16 protein-coding genes are annotated in these 14,857 nt (G+C 28.9%); 2 read left to right on the top strand and 14 right to left on the bottom strand.

The features are described 5' to 3' along the window. Nucleotides 1-3: 3 nt before the first annotated feature. Complete coding sequence (gene ssb, locus AC5SLW_RS02885; RefSeq protein ID WP_494575703.1) at nt 4-462, bottom strand: single-stranded DNA-binding protein; 459 nt, start codon at nt 460-462, stop codon at nt 4-6. An 89-nt stretch (nt 463-551) separates the two neighbouring features. Between ssb and uvrA the strand changes: the two genes are divergently transcribed. Both uvrA and AC5SLW_RS02875 read left to right on the top strand, forming a co-directional pair. Beyond that, complete coding sequence (gene uvrA, locus AC5SLW_RS02880) at nt 552-3,431, top strand: excinuclease ABC subunit UvrA (protein ID WP_494575701.1); 2,880 nt, start codon at nt 552-554, stop codon at nt 3,429-3,431. A 27-nt stretch (nt 3,432-3,458) separates the two neighbouring features. Continuing rightward, a complete protein-coding gene (locus AC5SLW_RS02875) occupies nt 3,459-4,052 on the top strand; it encodes a urate hydroxylase PuuD (protein ID WP_494575699.1) in 594 nt (197 codons plus the stop codon). Nucleotides 4,053-4,054: 2 nt separating this feature from the next. Here AC5SLW_RS02875 and secF read toward each other — a convergent pair whose 3' ends face one another. Genes secF through AC5SLW_RS02810 form a run of 13 tightly spaced genes read right to left on the bottom strand, consistent with a single transcriptional unit; the run spans nt 4,055 to nt 14,816 of the window. Continuing rightward, nucleotides 4,055-4,942, bottom strand: a complete 888-nt coding sequence (secF, locus tag AC5SLW_RS02870) for a protein translocase subunit SecF (RefSeq protein WP_484014221.1) — start codon at nt 4,940-4,942, stop codon at nt 4,055-4,057. Next, a complete protein-coding gene (gene secD / locus AC5SLW_RS02865; RefSeq protein ID WP_494575697.1) occupies nt 4,942-6,495 on the bottom strand; it encodes a protein translocase subunit SecD in 1,554 nt (517 codons plus the stop codon). The genes secF and secD overlap by 1 nt, the downstream gene beginning before the upstream one ends. A gap of 12 nt (nt 6,496-6,507) precedes the next feature. Next, a complete protein-coding gene (yajC, locus tag AC5SLW_RS02860) occupies nt 6,508-6,795 on the bottom strand; it encodes a preprotein translocase subunit YajC (RefSeq protein WP_494575821.1) in 288 nt (95 codons plus the stop codon). A 50-nt stretch (nt 6,796-6,845) separates the two neighbouring features. Then, nucleotides 6,846-8,105, bottom strand: coding sequence for a serine--tRNA ligase (gene serS, locus AC5SLW_RS02855; RefSeq protein WP_026225067.1), 1,260 nt, complete (start codon nt 8,103-8,105; stop codon nt 6,846-6,848). Next, nucleotides 8,098-8,862 carry a twin-arginine translocase subunit TatC gene (gene tatC, locus AC5SLW_RS02850; protein ID WP_006996941.1) on the bottom strand — a complete coding sequence of 255 codons (765 nt, stop codon included), beginning with the start codon at nt 8,860-8,862 and terminating at the stop codon, nt 8,098-8,100. Before tatC ends, serS begins: the two co-directional genes overlap by 8 nt. Beyond that, on the bottom strand, nt 8,849-9,070 hold the full coding sequence (tatB, locus tag AC5SLW_RS02845) for a Sec-independent protein translocase protein TatB (protein ID WP_006996942.1): 222 nt from the start codon (nt 9,068-9,070) through the stop codon (nt 8,849-8,851). Before tatB ends, tatC begins: the two co-directional genes overlap by 14 nt. Nucleotides 9,071-9,075: 5 nt before the next feature. Beyond that, on the bottom strand, nt 9,076-9,276 hold the full coding sequence (gene tatA, locus AC5SLW_RS02840; RefSeq protein WP_006996943.1) for a twin-arginine translocase TatA/TatE family subunit: 201 nt from the start codon (nt 9,274-9,276) through the stop codon (nt 9,076-9,078). A 42-nt stretch (nt 9,277-9,318) separates the two neighbouring features. After that, nucleotides 9,319-9,966 carry an SMC-Scp complex subunit ScpB gene (gene scpB / locus AC5SLW_RS02835; protein ID WP_494575693.1) on the bottom strand — a complete coding sequence of 216 codons (648 nt, stop codon included), beginning with the start codon at nt 9,964-9,966 and terminating at the stop codon, nt 9,319-9,321. A 49-nt stretch (nt 9,967-10,015) separates the two neighbouring features. After that, nucleotides 10,016-10,756 carry a segregation and condensation protein A gene (locus tag AC5SLW_RS02830; RefSeq protein WP_018414110.1) on the bottom strand — a complete coding sequence of 247 codons (741 nt, stop codon included), beginning with the start codon at nt 10,754-10,756 and terminating at the stop codon, nt 10,016-10,018. Nucleotides 10,757-10,764: 8 nt separating this feature from the next. Further along, a complete protein-coding gene (locus AC5SLW_RS02825) occupies nt 10,765-11,715 on the bottom strand; it encodes a glycoside hydrolase family 3 N-terminal domain-containing protein (protein WP_011282075.1) in 951 nt (316 codons plus the stop codon). Further along, the gene (locus AC5SLW_RS02820; RefSeq protein WP_011282074.1) at nt 11,705-11,968 is read right to left on the bottom strand and encodes a hypothetical protein; all 264 of its coding nucleotides are present in this window, start codon (nt 11,966-11,968) and stop codon (nt 11,705-11,707) included. Before AC5SLW_RS02820 ends, AC5SLW_RS02825 begins: the two co-directional genes overlap by 11 nt. After that, nucleotides 11,968-13,701 carry an arginine--tRNA ligase gene (gene argS, locus AC5SLW_RS02815; protein ID WP_494575690.1) on the bottom strand — a complete coding sequence of 578 codons (1,734 nt, stop codon included), beginning with the start codon at nt 13,699-13,701 and terminating at the stop codon, nt 11,968-11,970. Before argS ends, AC5SLW_RS02820 begins: the two co-directional genes overlap by 1 nt. Further along, nucleotides 13,701-14,816, bottom strand: coding sequence for a deoxyguanosinetriphosphate triphosphohydrolase (locus AC5SLW_RS02810; protein ID WP_494575688.1), 1,116 nt, complete (start codon nt 14,814-14,816; stop codon nt 13,701-13,703). Before AC5SLW_RS02810 ends, argS begins: the two co-directional genes overlap by 1 nt. Nucleotides 14,817-14,857 lie beyond the last annotated feature (41 nt).

Raw genomic sequence — 14,857 nt, 5'->3', positions numbered from 1 at the left:
AAATTAAAATGGAATTTCGTCATCCATATCATTTGAAGTTTGTAGACTATCTTCAAAATTATTAGCAGGTGCTTGAGTGTTATCATTTTGGATTCCACCACCAGTATTTCCTCCACCTAACATTGTTAGTGAAGAGTTATATCCTTGAATTACAATTTCTGTAGAATATTTGTCTTGTCCAGATTGTTCATCTTTCCATTTTCTAGTAGCTATTTGTCCTTCAACATAAATTTGAGCTCCTTTTTTTAAATATTGCTGAACAACATTTACTAACCCATCATTGAATACAACTATTCGGTGCCACTCAGTCTTTTCTTTTTTTTCACCTGTTGTCTTGTCTTTCCATGATTGACTAGTTGCTAAACTCAATCTTGCAACGCTTTTGCCGTTTACCATTTGTTTAATTTCAGGGTCTGCGCCTAAACGCCCAATTAATAATACTTTATTTAAACTTCCAGCCATAATATTTTATAAGTGTTTATTTATTTATTTAGTTTTATATCACAATATAAACTCAATATTAATTTTATTAATTTAAAGCAACTAAAATTATGATCAAAAAGATAGTTATCAAGGGTGCAAAGGAGCATAATTTAAAGAATGTTTCTGTAGAAATACCCAAAGATCAATTTGTTGTTATTACTGGACTTTCAGGTTCTGGAAAATCTTCATTAGCATTTGACACTATCTATGCAGAAGGACAAAGAAGATATGTTGAAAGTTTATCTGCTTATGCTCGTCAATTTTTAGATAAAATGAAAAAACCTAACGTTGACCTTATTGAAGGATTGAGTCCAGCAATAGCTATTGAACAAAAAAATACATCAAAGAACCCAAGATCAACTGTTGCTACAGTTACAGAAATTTATGATTACATGCGAGTGCTCTATGCAAGAGCTGGTGTGCCCTATTCTCCATTTACTGGAAAGCCAATAACTTCACAAACAATTACACAGATTGTTGATTTAATAAAAAAACTTCCCAAAAAATCTACAATTTATATATATGCGCCAGTGGTCCGTGGCCGTAAAGGTGAATATAGAAAAGATATTTTAAGCTATAAAAGAAGAGGCTTTAGAAAAATTAAAATTGATGAGGTTCTTTATGACATAGATAAAGCACCTGAATTAGATAAAAAACTTAAGCATGATATATCTGTTTTAATTGACAGAATTGTTTTGAACTCAAATCTAGGAAATCGTTTAGCAGAAAGTATTGAAACAGCTGTAAATTTATCAAATGGTCTTGTATTTGTTGAGTACGAAGACGAAACTTTACCTCAAAAATTTAGAAAAATTGAAAAATTAATTTACTCGACAAAATTTGCATGTCCAGAAAGTGGTTTTACAATCGAAGAAATTGAACCAAGACTTTTTTCTTTTAATAGTCCATATGGGGCCTGTGCTGAATGTGAAGGTATTGGTATTAAATTAAATGTAGATCCAAATTTAGTAGTTCCTGATGAAAAAAAAAGTATAGCTGATGGTGCTATAGAACCATGGGCTAAATCGACCACACTATATTATGCTCAAACATTAGCCTCTATTGCTAAACACTATGGATTTTCTTTAGATGAAAAATGGAAAAAATTACCCAAAAAATTTAAAGATGTAGTTTTATTTGGATCAGACGAAGAAGAAATAAAATTTGTCTATGATGATGGATATGAAAAATACTCTCATAAAAAAACTTTTGAAGGTGTTATAAACAATCTTGAAAGAAGATTTCTAGAATCTGACAGTGAGTGGAAGAGAGAAGCTATAGCGGAATATCAATCAGATTCTGCATGTGAAGGTTGTAATGGTAATAGACTAAAAGAGGAAGCTTTATGTGTTAAAATTGATAATCAAAATATAAGCGATGTTACAAAAAAATCTATTTTAGATGCTGCTAACTGGTTTAAGGGGTTGGAACAAAATCTTGATAAAAGACAATTTAAAATAGCAGAACATATTCTAAAAGAAATTAATGAGAGGTTAACGTTTCTTTTAAATGTTGGACTTGAGTATTTAACTTTATCAAGAGAGTCCGGGACTCTTTCTGGTGGAGAAGCACAAAGAATTAGGCTTGCTTCGCAAATTGGTTCAGGATTGACAGGAGTATTATATGTTCTTGACGAACCTTCTATAGGTTTGCACCAAAAAGATAATGTTAAACTAATTAATGCATTGAAAAGACTAAGAGATCTTGGAAACACAGTAATCGTTGTTGAGCATGACACTGAAACTATGGAAAATGCTGACCACATAATAGATTTAGGACCAGAAGCTGGTACTAACGGTGGTGAGATCATTGCACAAGGAAGTTATAACGAGATACTTAAAAATAAAAATAGTATCACTGGTCAATACCTATCTCATAAAAAATATATAGAAATTCCGAGAACTAGAAGACTTGCTAAGAATGGTAGATTTGTAGAAATTAATGGAGCTAGTGGAAATAATTTGAATAACGTTAATCTTAAAATTCCAACAGGAAGCTTTACTTGCGTTACTGGAGTTTCTGGCAGTGGTAAATCTACATTGATATTGCAAACATTATATCATGCATTAAATTTAACCTTAAATAACAAAGCTAGAAAAGTTCCAAAAGCATTTAAAGGTTATAAGGGTGTTGAGCTTATAGATAAGATAATTGATATAGATCAATCACCAATTGGGAGAACACCAAGATCAAATCCAGCAACCTATACCGGAGCCTTTGGGCCTATCAGAGATTGGTTTACTGCACTACCTGAGTCAAAAACAAGAGGGTATAAACCTGGAAGATTTTCATTTAATGTTAAAGGTGGAAGATGTGAAGCTTGTGAAGGCGATGGCGTAATTACATACGAGATGCATTTCTTACCTGATGTTTATATACAATGTGATGAATGTAAGGGAACTAGATATAATAGAGAAACTCTTGAAATAAAGTTTAAGGATAAAAGTATAGCCGATGTATTAAATATGTCTGTTGATGAAGGATGTGAATACTTTGAAAATATTTCAAATATAAAAACCAAACTATTAACATTAAAAAAAGTTGGGCTTGGTTATATAAAGATTGGACAACAGGCTACAACATTATCTGGTGGAGAAGCTCAGCGTATTAAGTTAGCCAAGGAACTATCGAAAAGATCTACAGGAAGAACTATGTATATTTTAGATGAACCAACTACTGGACTTCACCAGCATGATATTAAAAAATTATTAGAAATACTACATACGTTTGTAGCACTAGGAAATACCGTTGTTGTTATTGAGCATAATTTAGATGTAATTAAAACAGCTGATTATATTGTTGATATGGGTCCTGAGGGTGGTGTCAAAGGAGGAAATATTATCGCAGAAGGCAAACCTGAGGATATTATAAAAATAAAAGGTAGTTATACTGGGGAATTCTTAAAACCTATGCTGGAAGAAAAATTTAAAAAGAAGTTAAAGATTTAAAAAATTAGTGTATAAGTGATTCTAATTATGGGTAATTTACTATCATCGCTTCCAAAGACAATACATGCATCATTAGTTTTAGCTATTATCCTTTTTCTAGGATTATTTTATGGTAATGGTGGTTTTGATTATGATACAATTTTTTTGAGTTGGTTAACAAGATTTATTCATGTAACTGTTGCTATTATGTGGATTGGACTTCTTTGGTATTTTAACTTTGTTCAAATTCCAAACATGCCTAAAATTCCTGACGAACAAAAACCTGCTATAGGTAAAGTTATTGCGCCAGCAGCTTTGTTTTATTTTAGATGGGCAGCTTTACTAACAGTATTGTCTGGATTAATTTTAGCTTATTTAAATGGTTATTTACACGATGCTATGACTTTAGGTGGTGGTGGAAAAAGTACAGCTATTGGTATTGGAATGTGGCTTGGCTTATACATGGCTTTTAATGTTTGGTTTATAATTTGGCCAAATCAAAAAAGAGCACTAGGTATTGTTGAGTGCGAACCTGATGTTAAAACAAAATCAGCAAGGACAGCAATGTTGTTTTCAAGAACAAATACTCTTTTATCGTTACCAATGTTACTTTCAATGGTAGCAGCTCAAAATCTTTATTAAATCTATTCTGTATCTTCTTTTAGGATTGTTTTTTGGGAAACTCTAAGTTTCACAAGTATAGGATTAGCTATATAAATTGAAGAATAAGTTCCAAATACAACACCCATTATCATAGCTAGTGAAAAACCTTTTAATATTTCTCCACCAAATAAATAAATTGAAACTAAAGCAAGCAATGTCGTGACTGATGTGATTATAGTTCTAGAAAGTGTTTCATTGATTGAGATATTTGTAAGTTCATAAATCTTGATATCAGAAAACTTTCTTAAATTTTCTCTAACTCTGTCATAAATGACAACGGTATCATTCATGGAATAACCAACTATAGTTAAAACGGCTGCAACTATTGATAGATTTATTTCCAAACTAAATAGTGAAAAAAGACCAAGTGTTATAATGACATCATGAAATAAGGCTAAAATTGCACCTAGGCTAAATTGCCATTCAAATCTTATCCATATGTAAAATAACATTGCAGCTAGAGATAGTGCGATTGCAATAATACCAGACTTTAATAATTCAGAACTAACTTTTGGACCTACGTTTTCAACTCTTCTGAAATTAAAAGAACTCCCCAATGAAGATGTTAAATCTTTTTTTATAACTTCTATAGCATTTGCACTTGTATCTTTTTTTTCTATTTTGATTAAAAAATCATTTTCATTGCCAAATTTTTTAATATTAAAATCTCCTAATTTCATTTTGTTAAAAGATTGCCTTAAAGAAGTAACGTTAATATTTTTATCGTTAGACCTTAGTTCTATTAAAGTTCCACCTTTAAAATCTACACCAAAATTAAGTCCTTTAAAAAATAATAATAGAACAGATGCAACAACTAAACTTAAAGAGATTAGATTAAATAGTTTATAAAATTTATTAAAATTAATCATTATATTAGTTCAGTCTTTTCTTTATTTCTTACGACATAAAGGCCAGTAAGCATTCTTGCAATAAAATAAACTGAAAACAGTGTTGTAAAAATTCCTATAGCTAAAGTCACAGAGAAACCTTTAACAGGTCCAGAGCCCATAAAGAATAAGATTACAGCTGCAATTAATGTGGTTATATTTGCGTCTATAATTGCAGTTTTTGATTTCACATAACCTGTATCAAAAGCTATAATATTATTTTTTTCTTTCTTGCATTCTTCTTTAATTCTTTCAAAAATTAACACGTTAGCATCAACTGCCATACCAACCGTTAAAATGATACCTGCTATTCCAGGAAGTGTTAATGTTGCTTCAAATAAAGTTAAAATACCGACTAAAAAAAATAAGTTAATTAATAGTGTTATGTTAGCAATTAGACCAAAAATTCTATATTTAACAAACATAAAAATTATCACCAATAAGAAACCAATCATAAGGGCGATAACTCCTGCATTAATTGAATCTTGACCAAGGTCAGGTCCAACTGTTCTTTCTTCTATAATGTTAAGCGGCGCTGGTAACGCTCCTGATCTTAGAAGTAATGCCAAGTCTGTTGCAGACTGAAATGTAAAATTTCCACTGATCTGACCATTTCCACTTGCTATAGTATCCCTTATTACTGGAGCACTAACAATTTTACCATCTAGAACAATTGCTAATTGTTTGCCAATTCCTGTACTGGTTGCTTTACCAAATCTTTTTGCCCCCACTCTATCAAGTGTAAATGATACTACTGTTTCGTTGGTTTGATTATTCATTTGTGGTTGAGCATCCAATAAATTCTCACCATTTAAGATTATTCTTTTGCTAACCATTGCTTCGTTAGTTCCATCTTCAAATTGAAGCATTTCAGTACCAAAAGTGTCATTATTATTTTGAGTGACAAATCTAAATGTTAAATTTGCAGTTTTTCCTAAAAGTGACTTGATACGCATGGGATCATCAAGACCAGGAAGCTCAACTAGAATTCTATTATTACCTCTTTTCAGTATATTGGGTTCATTTGTACCAACTTCATCAACTCTTCTTCTAACTATTTCTATAGCTTGATCTTGTGAAGATGTTTTAATTTCAATAAGTCCATATTTTGATAGAGTTAGTATAAATTCATTATCTTGAATATTTACATCAAACTGATGTGATTTATATTGAAAATAATAAGGGTTAATATCACTTTCTTTATCAAGAAAAAAAGATTGAACCGACTCAATATTATCATTGGGTATACTGAATATTATTTTTTTATCTTTAATTCTTAGATCATTAAAAGATATTTTCTTATCTTTTAAAAAATTTCTAATAACAGTTGTTGTATTTTGTAATTTTTGAATCTCAACGGGTTCATTATCAATTTCAAGCAAAAGATATGATCCGCCTTGTAAATCTAAACCTAGATTTATCTTTTTTGAAATAAAACTGTCTTCAGGGTTCTGAAAATTTGATGCAGCAATAAAAATAAAAAAAATTGATACTAAAGAAACTAAGGTAATTCTTAATTTAGAAAAGTATAACACTTTAGTAAAATGTTATTTTTTTACTTCAGGGGAGTTAAGTAATCCTTGAATACCTGTAGATTTCATAATTTCTACTTTAACGTTGTCAGCAATTTGCACTTCAACTTTTTCATTATCAATAATTCTTTCAACTGTCCCAATAATACCAGCAGAAGTTACAACCTTGTCTCCTCTTGATAAGTTTTCTACCATGGCTTTATGCTCTTTAACTTTCTTTTGTTGAGGTCTTATTAAAAAAAAGTAAAAAATAACAAAAATTAAAATTAGTGGTATAAATTGGCCTATTCCTTGATCCATAATTCTCCTTAATTAAAATGAATTCTTACAACATCTGTCTGATTAAAACAACTTTAAATCTTAACGATTTTTTCAATATTATTCATGTAAGGCTTTAAAGCTTCTGGCACTAGAATAGACCCGTCTTCTTGTTGATAATTTTCTAATATAGCAACTAATGTTCTACCAACTGCTAAACCACTGCCGTTTAAGGTGCCAACAAGCACAGTTTCTTTTTTTTCGTTTTTATATCTGGCTTTCATTCTTCTAGCTTGAAATGATCCACATGAAGAGCAACTTGAGATTTCTCTGTATTTATCTTCCGATGGAAGCCACACCTCAATATCAAAAGTTTTTTCAGCACTAAAACCCATATCACCAGTACATAAAACAATTTTTCGGTATGGAAGTTTTAGTAAATCTAAAATTTTAGTTGCACAATCAGTCATTCTATCAAGTTCTGGTAAGCACTTATCAATTTCAACAATACTCACCATTTCAACTTTGTAAAATTGGTGCTGTCTAATCATTCCCTTAGTATCTTTACCATAACTTCCTGCTTCTTTTCTAAAACAGGGTGTTGAGGCAACCATTCGCATTGGAAGTTTTTTTTTATCAATAATTTGGTCTTTTACAATATTGGTTAAAATAACTTCAGCAGTTGGAATTAAAAATTTTCTGTCACTAGAGTCGTCTAATTTAAGTTCAAACTGGTCATTATCAAATTTAGGTAATTGTCCCGTACCATACATAGTAGCATCAGTTGCAATTAGTGGCGGAGATATTTCTTCATAACCATTAGTATTCACATGTGTATCAAGCATAAAATTTGATAAAGCTCTTTCTAGCATGGCCAATTTATCTTTTACAAAAACAAATCTTGAACCAGTAGTTTTCGTTGCTAGATCAAAATCAAGCATGTTTAAGTTTTCACCTAATTCATAATGTGATTTAGGTTTAAATTTAAAATTTGGTATTGTTCCTGATTTAGAAATTTCTACATTTGAGTTTTCATCTTTACCTGTAGGAACGTCTGGATGAGGTATATTTGGTATTGATGACAAAATTGTTTCCAATTCATTTTTAACACCAGCTTGTAATTTACTAATATTATCTATTTCAACAGTTATCTTTTTTGATTTTTCAAAAAGTGATTGATCTTTAGACTTTGAGATATCTTTTTTTTCTTTTTCAAGTAATTCTCTTTGTTGGATGTAATCTCTATTATTCTCATCCAACGATAAAATCTTATCCACATCTATTTCTATAAATCTTTTATTCAAAGCTTTTTTAAAAGCCTCAACATCATTTCTAATTTCTTTAATATTATGCATTTTTTTTATTTTTCTTATCTATAATGTTTACAGAAAATATAGATAATTCATATAAAATCAATAATGGTATTGCTAGTCCAATTTGAGTTATGGGATCAGGTGGTGTTAATAGTGCAGCTGCAGCAAAAATCATTACAACGACATATTTTCTTTTTTTTCTAAGAAATTCAGCATCAACAATACCTACTCTAGCTAATAAGCTAAGGACAACTGGTAACTGAAAACTTATACCGAATGCAAAAATTAATTTCATAACCAGAGAAAGATATTCGCTAACTTTAGCTTCCAATTGAATGGGTAATCCTGTTGAAGCTCCTGTACTCTCAAAAGAGAGAAAAAACTTAATAGCTAGTGGCATTATTAAATAATAAACAAGCATGCCTCCTAGAAAAAATAATATAGGCGTTAAAACTAGATAAGGAACAATTGCAATTTTTTCATGCTTATAGAGTCCTGGTGCAATAAATTTCCATATTTGTACCAATATATAGGGACATGTAACAAAGAATGCTGCAAAAAAAGAAACCTTTAAGTATGTTAAAAATGTTTCCTGTAAAGCTGTAAAAATTAACCTTCTATCAGTTCCACTTTCATTTACTGCTTTAGCAAAAGGTTCAACTAAAAAACCATATAAATGTTCTGAAAAAAAATAACATCCAATAAAAAAAATGAATAAAAAAATAAAAGAATGAATTAATCTTTTTCTAAGTTCAGTTAGATGGCTTACAAAACCGCCTTCATTTTCAGATTTTGTCATTATCTTTTTTTTCTTCTATAGGTTTTTGTATTTCATTAGAATTGATATCAAGGTCAGCTACCTCATTTTGTATATTGCTAATATATCTTTTTGTAGTTCCAATCCACGAACCAACTTTTTTTAACATATAGGGGAAATCCTTGGGTCCAATAACAATGATTGCAACAGCAACTACTATTAAAATCTCAAACCAGCCAATAGTGGGCATTTAATCTATTCTTTGTCTTTGCTATCTTGATTATTTTCTGAAACATTTTTAGGCTCAGGTTCGTCTGTAATGTCTGTAGCCATACCTTTTTTAAAACTTTTTATACCTTTGGCTACATCGCCCATTAAGCTAGATATCTTGCCTCTACCAAATAAAAGTACAACAAGAATAACTACGATTGCTATTTGCCAAATTCCAATGCTCATAATATTTTATACCTCTTTTAAATTTATTTTTAAAGTAACTTTTTACTTTTCTTCATCTGGACTTAGTGTTCCACCTAACATCTCATCGATATTTTCATAAATATCCTCTTTTTTTTCAACTTGTTTCTCTTTGTAAAATTTACCAGTACCAAATATTGCATTATCAATATTTGAGCTATCAATAAGACCGGCAGATCCCAATTCGTCAACTGTAGGTAAATCAGACAATTTTTGAAGACTAAAATGACTTAAGAAATCATCAGTTGTTCCATACTGAATTGGTTTACCGGGTACATCTTTACGGCCTTGTGGTTTTACCCAATTTAGCTCCATTAAAATCTCAAGTGTGTTTGTTCCAAAAGCAACACCTCTTATTTCTTCTATTTCAGCTCTAGTAACAGGTTGGTGATAAACAATTATTGCTAATGTTTCAACTGCAGCTCTTGATAATTTTTTTTCTACAGTTTTTTCTTGAGACATAAGGTTCGATAAATTTTCAGAAGTTCTAAAAGACCATTTATTAGAAATACAAACTAGATTAATTCCTCTTGATGAATATTCTTTTTGTAATTTCTGTAATGATTTTAAAACATCAATTTTTTTTGAAATTTTAGATTCGATAGTGTCAATATCTAATGGTTCAGCAGCAGCAAAAATTATTGCCTCAACTTCTCTTTCGCCATCATTCATTTTTGATGGGAAAGTAACTATATTGTTATTTGTTTTTTTTTTATTTTTGTCATTTTAATTCTTTAATATAAATATCATCAAATAAGTTTTCTTGCTTTATAGTCAGATTGCCCTCTTTAACCAGCTCTAAGGAACCAGCAAAAATTCCTGCTTTACCGGTTGTTTTAAATTTTGAGCCACTTTTAAATGAAGAAGGTATTAGTTCATTAATATTTCTCCAATCAATTAATTTACCAAAGAATTCTTTTATTCTTTTGATGCCATCTTCAGTGGTAAAAACTGGAAGTTTAGGAATATTCATCCTTTGAAAATCTTTGGTCATAATAATTGAGGAATAAGATTTTAAAAGTTCGTAAAGATTTAGTTTATATTCAGTACTATATATAGATCGTATATTTCCTTTAATTCCTCTAGTTCTTATTTCTCTACCAAGTCTTTTTCTTTGTAACATTTGGTCAGAAAGTAATCTAATCAATTCTAATTTTTTTAATTGTAATTTTAATTTTTCAGCAACTTCTAAAACTTTAAATTCTTCTTCTGGATTTCCTGGCAACAAAAGTTTTGATTTAAGATAAGTTAACCATGTAGCCATCAACAAGTATTCTGATGCAGATTCTAGATTTAGATTTTTTTCATTAGTAATATAATTGTGAAATTGATCAGCCAGTAATGTTATAGAAATATTCTCAAGATTAACTTTTTGAGCTTTTGCCAAATCTAATAACACATCAAGTGGGCCGTTATAATTATCAAGATCTACATTAAAGTTTTTAGAATCAGAATCGGACATGACAAATATTAGCTTATAATCTTATAAAATTGTGATGTTTTTTTTTTAATAAACTTACTTATAACTGGTGAATATAGGGCTACATCATTCATTTCTTTTAAATTTCCATTACAATGAAGAACTAAATCACAACCTGCACTAAAAGATTTCTTTGTATTAATTGCTATAGAGCCTTTTAAACTTTTCATTGATATATCGTCGGACATCAAAATATTTCTAAATTTAATTAGATTTCTTATTAATTTTATAATTTTCTTCGAATGTGTTGCGGTATTAACTTTGTCAATTTTTTTATAAATAAGATGTGCTGTCATTGCAAATAAACTGTTTTTATTTTTGAATGCCAAAAAGTCATGATTATTTAAATATCTTAATTCCTTATTGATTGTAGGAGTTTTTTTATGACTATCGACCTTTGCTAAACCATGTCCTGGTATATGCTTTATCACAGTGGCAATTTTATTATTATGAAACTCTTTAATACAAATATCTCCAATTTCTGAAACAATCTTTGCATTGTCTGAAAAGGCTCTGTCACCAATTATTGCACTTGATCCTTTGGATCTAACATCAAGGACTGGTAAAGTATTTATGTTAATTCCTACATTTTTTAATAATAAGACAGTTTTATTGATAAACTTTTTATATTCGATATAAAATTTTTTTTTATCTTTAAGATAAAGATTACCAAAAAATTCTCCAGTAAACTTATCTGCTTTAAAAAATTTTTTTAATCTATTAACTCTACCACCCTCTTGATCAATTAAAATAGGATATTTTTTATCATTGAATATTTTTCTAATTTGACCTGTTAATTTTTTTAATTGTTCAATATTTTTAATATTTCTTGAAAAAAGTATTATTCCCCAAGGCTTGTGTTTAATTAGAAATTTTTTTTCACTAGTTAATAATTTAGTAGATTTTAAACCAACTATGAAACTTTTACGATTATCCATCATTATTAATTAGTTCCCAAAACTTGTAATTCTTTTTATTTTTATCTATGGTTTTTTCAACATATTCAACAATGTCAACAGTATCACTTTTAAGTATAATAAGATTGCGAGAATAATTTTCAGTTTTATCCTCAATATTTTTCAAAGATCGGTATGAATTTTTTTTATTTTCATTTGAAAAATAATATTTGAAAGATAGAAAAAAAAATAAAATTATAACAATCAAAAATAAAAGATATTTAAGTTCTTTTAACATTACATTTTTTGAGGAGTGTCTACTCCAACAATATCCATTCCAGATTTGATAACATTAGATATAACTTTTAAAAAAACTAATTTATCATTTGAAATTTTCTTTTGTTCGTTAATAAACCTTTTTGATTGATCCTCTTTGCCCATATTCCAATAAGAATGAAATTCTGATGATAGTTCGTAAAGATAAACTGGTATTCTGTGGGGTTCAAGTCTTAGACTTGCAGCTTCAATACACTTAGGCCATTCTGCTATTTTTTTTAATATCTTTATTTCATCACCCGTATATGCAAATTCGTAATCTTTTATATTCAAATCATTTTCTATATTAAGATTTACGTGTCTAAAGACAGATGATATTCTAGCATAACAGTATTGGACATAATAAAGTGGGTTATCTTTAGATTTTTCTTTAACTTTTGTAAAATCAAAATCTAACTCTACATCGCTACTTCTATTAAGCATAATAAATCTCGTAGCATCTTTACCAACTTCGGCTATCAAGTCTTCAACTGTTATGTAGTCACCTTTTCTTTTTGACATTTTAAAAGGTTTTCCATCTTTAATTAATTTGACGAGTTGACTTACTTTACAAATCAATTTTTTTTTATCTCCTGATAGAGCTTCAACGACAGAAGTTATTCTTTTAATATAGCCAGCATGGTCAGCCCCTAATATATTAATAAGTGTATCGTAATTTCTATTTAATTTATTATCATGATAGGCAACATCACTAGCAAAGTAAGTCCACGCTTTATCAGACTTTTGAAGTGCTCTATCTTTATCGTCACCAAAATCTGTTGATTTAAATAAAAGTTGCTCCCTTTCTACCCAGTTTTCATCATCTTCACCTTTGGGAGCCTTAATTTTTCCACTATAAACAAGCTTTTTTTCCTTTAATTTATCAATTGCTTTCTGAACTTCATTATTTAAGACAATATCAGTTTCACTTGTAAATCTATCGTGCACTATTCCAAGATTTGATAAATTATTTTTAATCAATTTTAAAGATTCTGAAACCGATAATAAAGTTAGTTCTTTTGAAACATTTTCAAATTTATCAAATTTTAAAACTTTATTAGATTTTATAATATTTTTAGCAATACCAACTAAGTAATCACCAGGATATAAATCAGAGTTTTCAATTGGGAATTTTTCATTAAAAAGTATTTCCCTAATTCTAAAAAAAACAGATTTTGTAAAATTTATGATTTGATTACCATAATCGTTAACATAATATTCTTTTGAAACATCATGCTTGTTAAAAATTAATATATTTGAAATAACATCTCCCAATATTGCACCTCTACAATGTCCAACATGAAGAGGGCCAGTGGGATTAGCTGAAACAAATTCTATAAGATATTTTTGTTTTTTTTCTTTATTATTGACACCGTAATCCTTGTGATTTTGATTAATACTTTTAATAAAATTATTCCAATATATTGTCTTAAATTTAATATTAATAAATCCTGGTTTTGCTGCAGAAATAGATTCTATTTTTTCATCTTCATTTTTAATTAATTCAATTAAAATATTTGCAATATCAATTGGAGATTTTTTATTAGCCTTAGAGAGCACCATGGCTACATTGGTTGATATATCGCAGTCAAAATTTGATGGTGGTATATCTACATTAATTCCATTTAAAGATTCAGGTAATTCTAAAGAACCATCTTTATTAAGCTTTTTAATCAAGATTATTATTTTATCCAAGTAGAGATCAAAAATGTTCATTAAATACCTTTATTTAAATTGATTGCATATCTATCTGTCATACCTGAGATAAAATCAGCTATTGCTCTATTTAGGTCATTCTTTAATTGATCATCGTTTAAAAATTTTTTGGGCTTATTCTTAATTTTATAAAAGAGTTTATTAATAATTTTTTTTCCATGATTATTTTTTAATAATACTTTTTTATTGTTATACATTTTGCTTCTAAGGAAAAACCTAACTTCTTTTTCAATTTTAAGAAATTTACTTGAAAAACACACTATAGGATCATCTAAGTTATAAACATCTTTTAAAGATTTGACTTTATTATTTTTTAAATTATTTTTAGTATTCTTAATTAAATCTCTAACCATTAAATCAATTGAATCTCGTATTATTTGATATATCAAAATATCTTTATTGTTGTTTTTAATATTATTTTTGTGTGATTTATAAATATCTTTAAAAAAATTAATTTCAATCAAGTCGTTTAAATTAAACATTTTAGCTCTAATTCCATCTTGTATGTCATGATTATTATAAGCAATGTCATCTGAGATTGCTGATATTTGAGCTTCCAATGAACCAGAGTTAGTAAAGTTTATTTTATTCTTAAAACTTTTTAATCCAATCAACCTATTAACTGTGAAGAGATCATCAATTGCGCCATTGTGCTTTAATAATCCATCTAAAGTTTCTAATGTTAAGTTCAGGCCTTTAAATTTAAGGTATTTATGCTCAAGAAACATAACTATTCTTAAGGTTTGAAGATTGTGGTCAAAGCCTCCAAAGTTAACCATACATTCATTAAGAGCATCTTCTCCAGCATGTCCGAACGGAGTATGCCCTAAGTCGTGAGCCAAACTTAAGGTTTCAGCTAGATCATCATTTAAACCTAAATGTTTAGCTATTGATCTTGCAATTTGCGCAACCTCAATTGAATGGGTAATTCTAGTTCTAAAATGATCCCCTTCTGTGTTAACAAAAACTTGTGTTTTATGTTTTAACCTTCTGAATGAGGCACTGTGAATAATTCTATCTCTGTCTCTTTGAAATGGGGTTCTGTAAAGTGAATTAGCTTCTTTAAAAATACGACCTTTGCTTTTAGATAAAGCTAAATTTGAGTAATTATTCATACTTTAAATTTAATAAATTGATATTATATTAGTATTATCAG

It is taken from the genome of Candidatus Pelagibacter sp. PS_40, assembly GCF_059417765.1.
The sequence above is the reverse complement of the archived record's forward strand: the minus strand, read 5'-3'. Positions and strand labels throughout refer to the sequence as shown.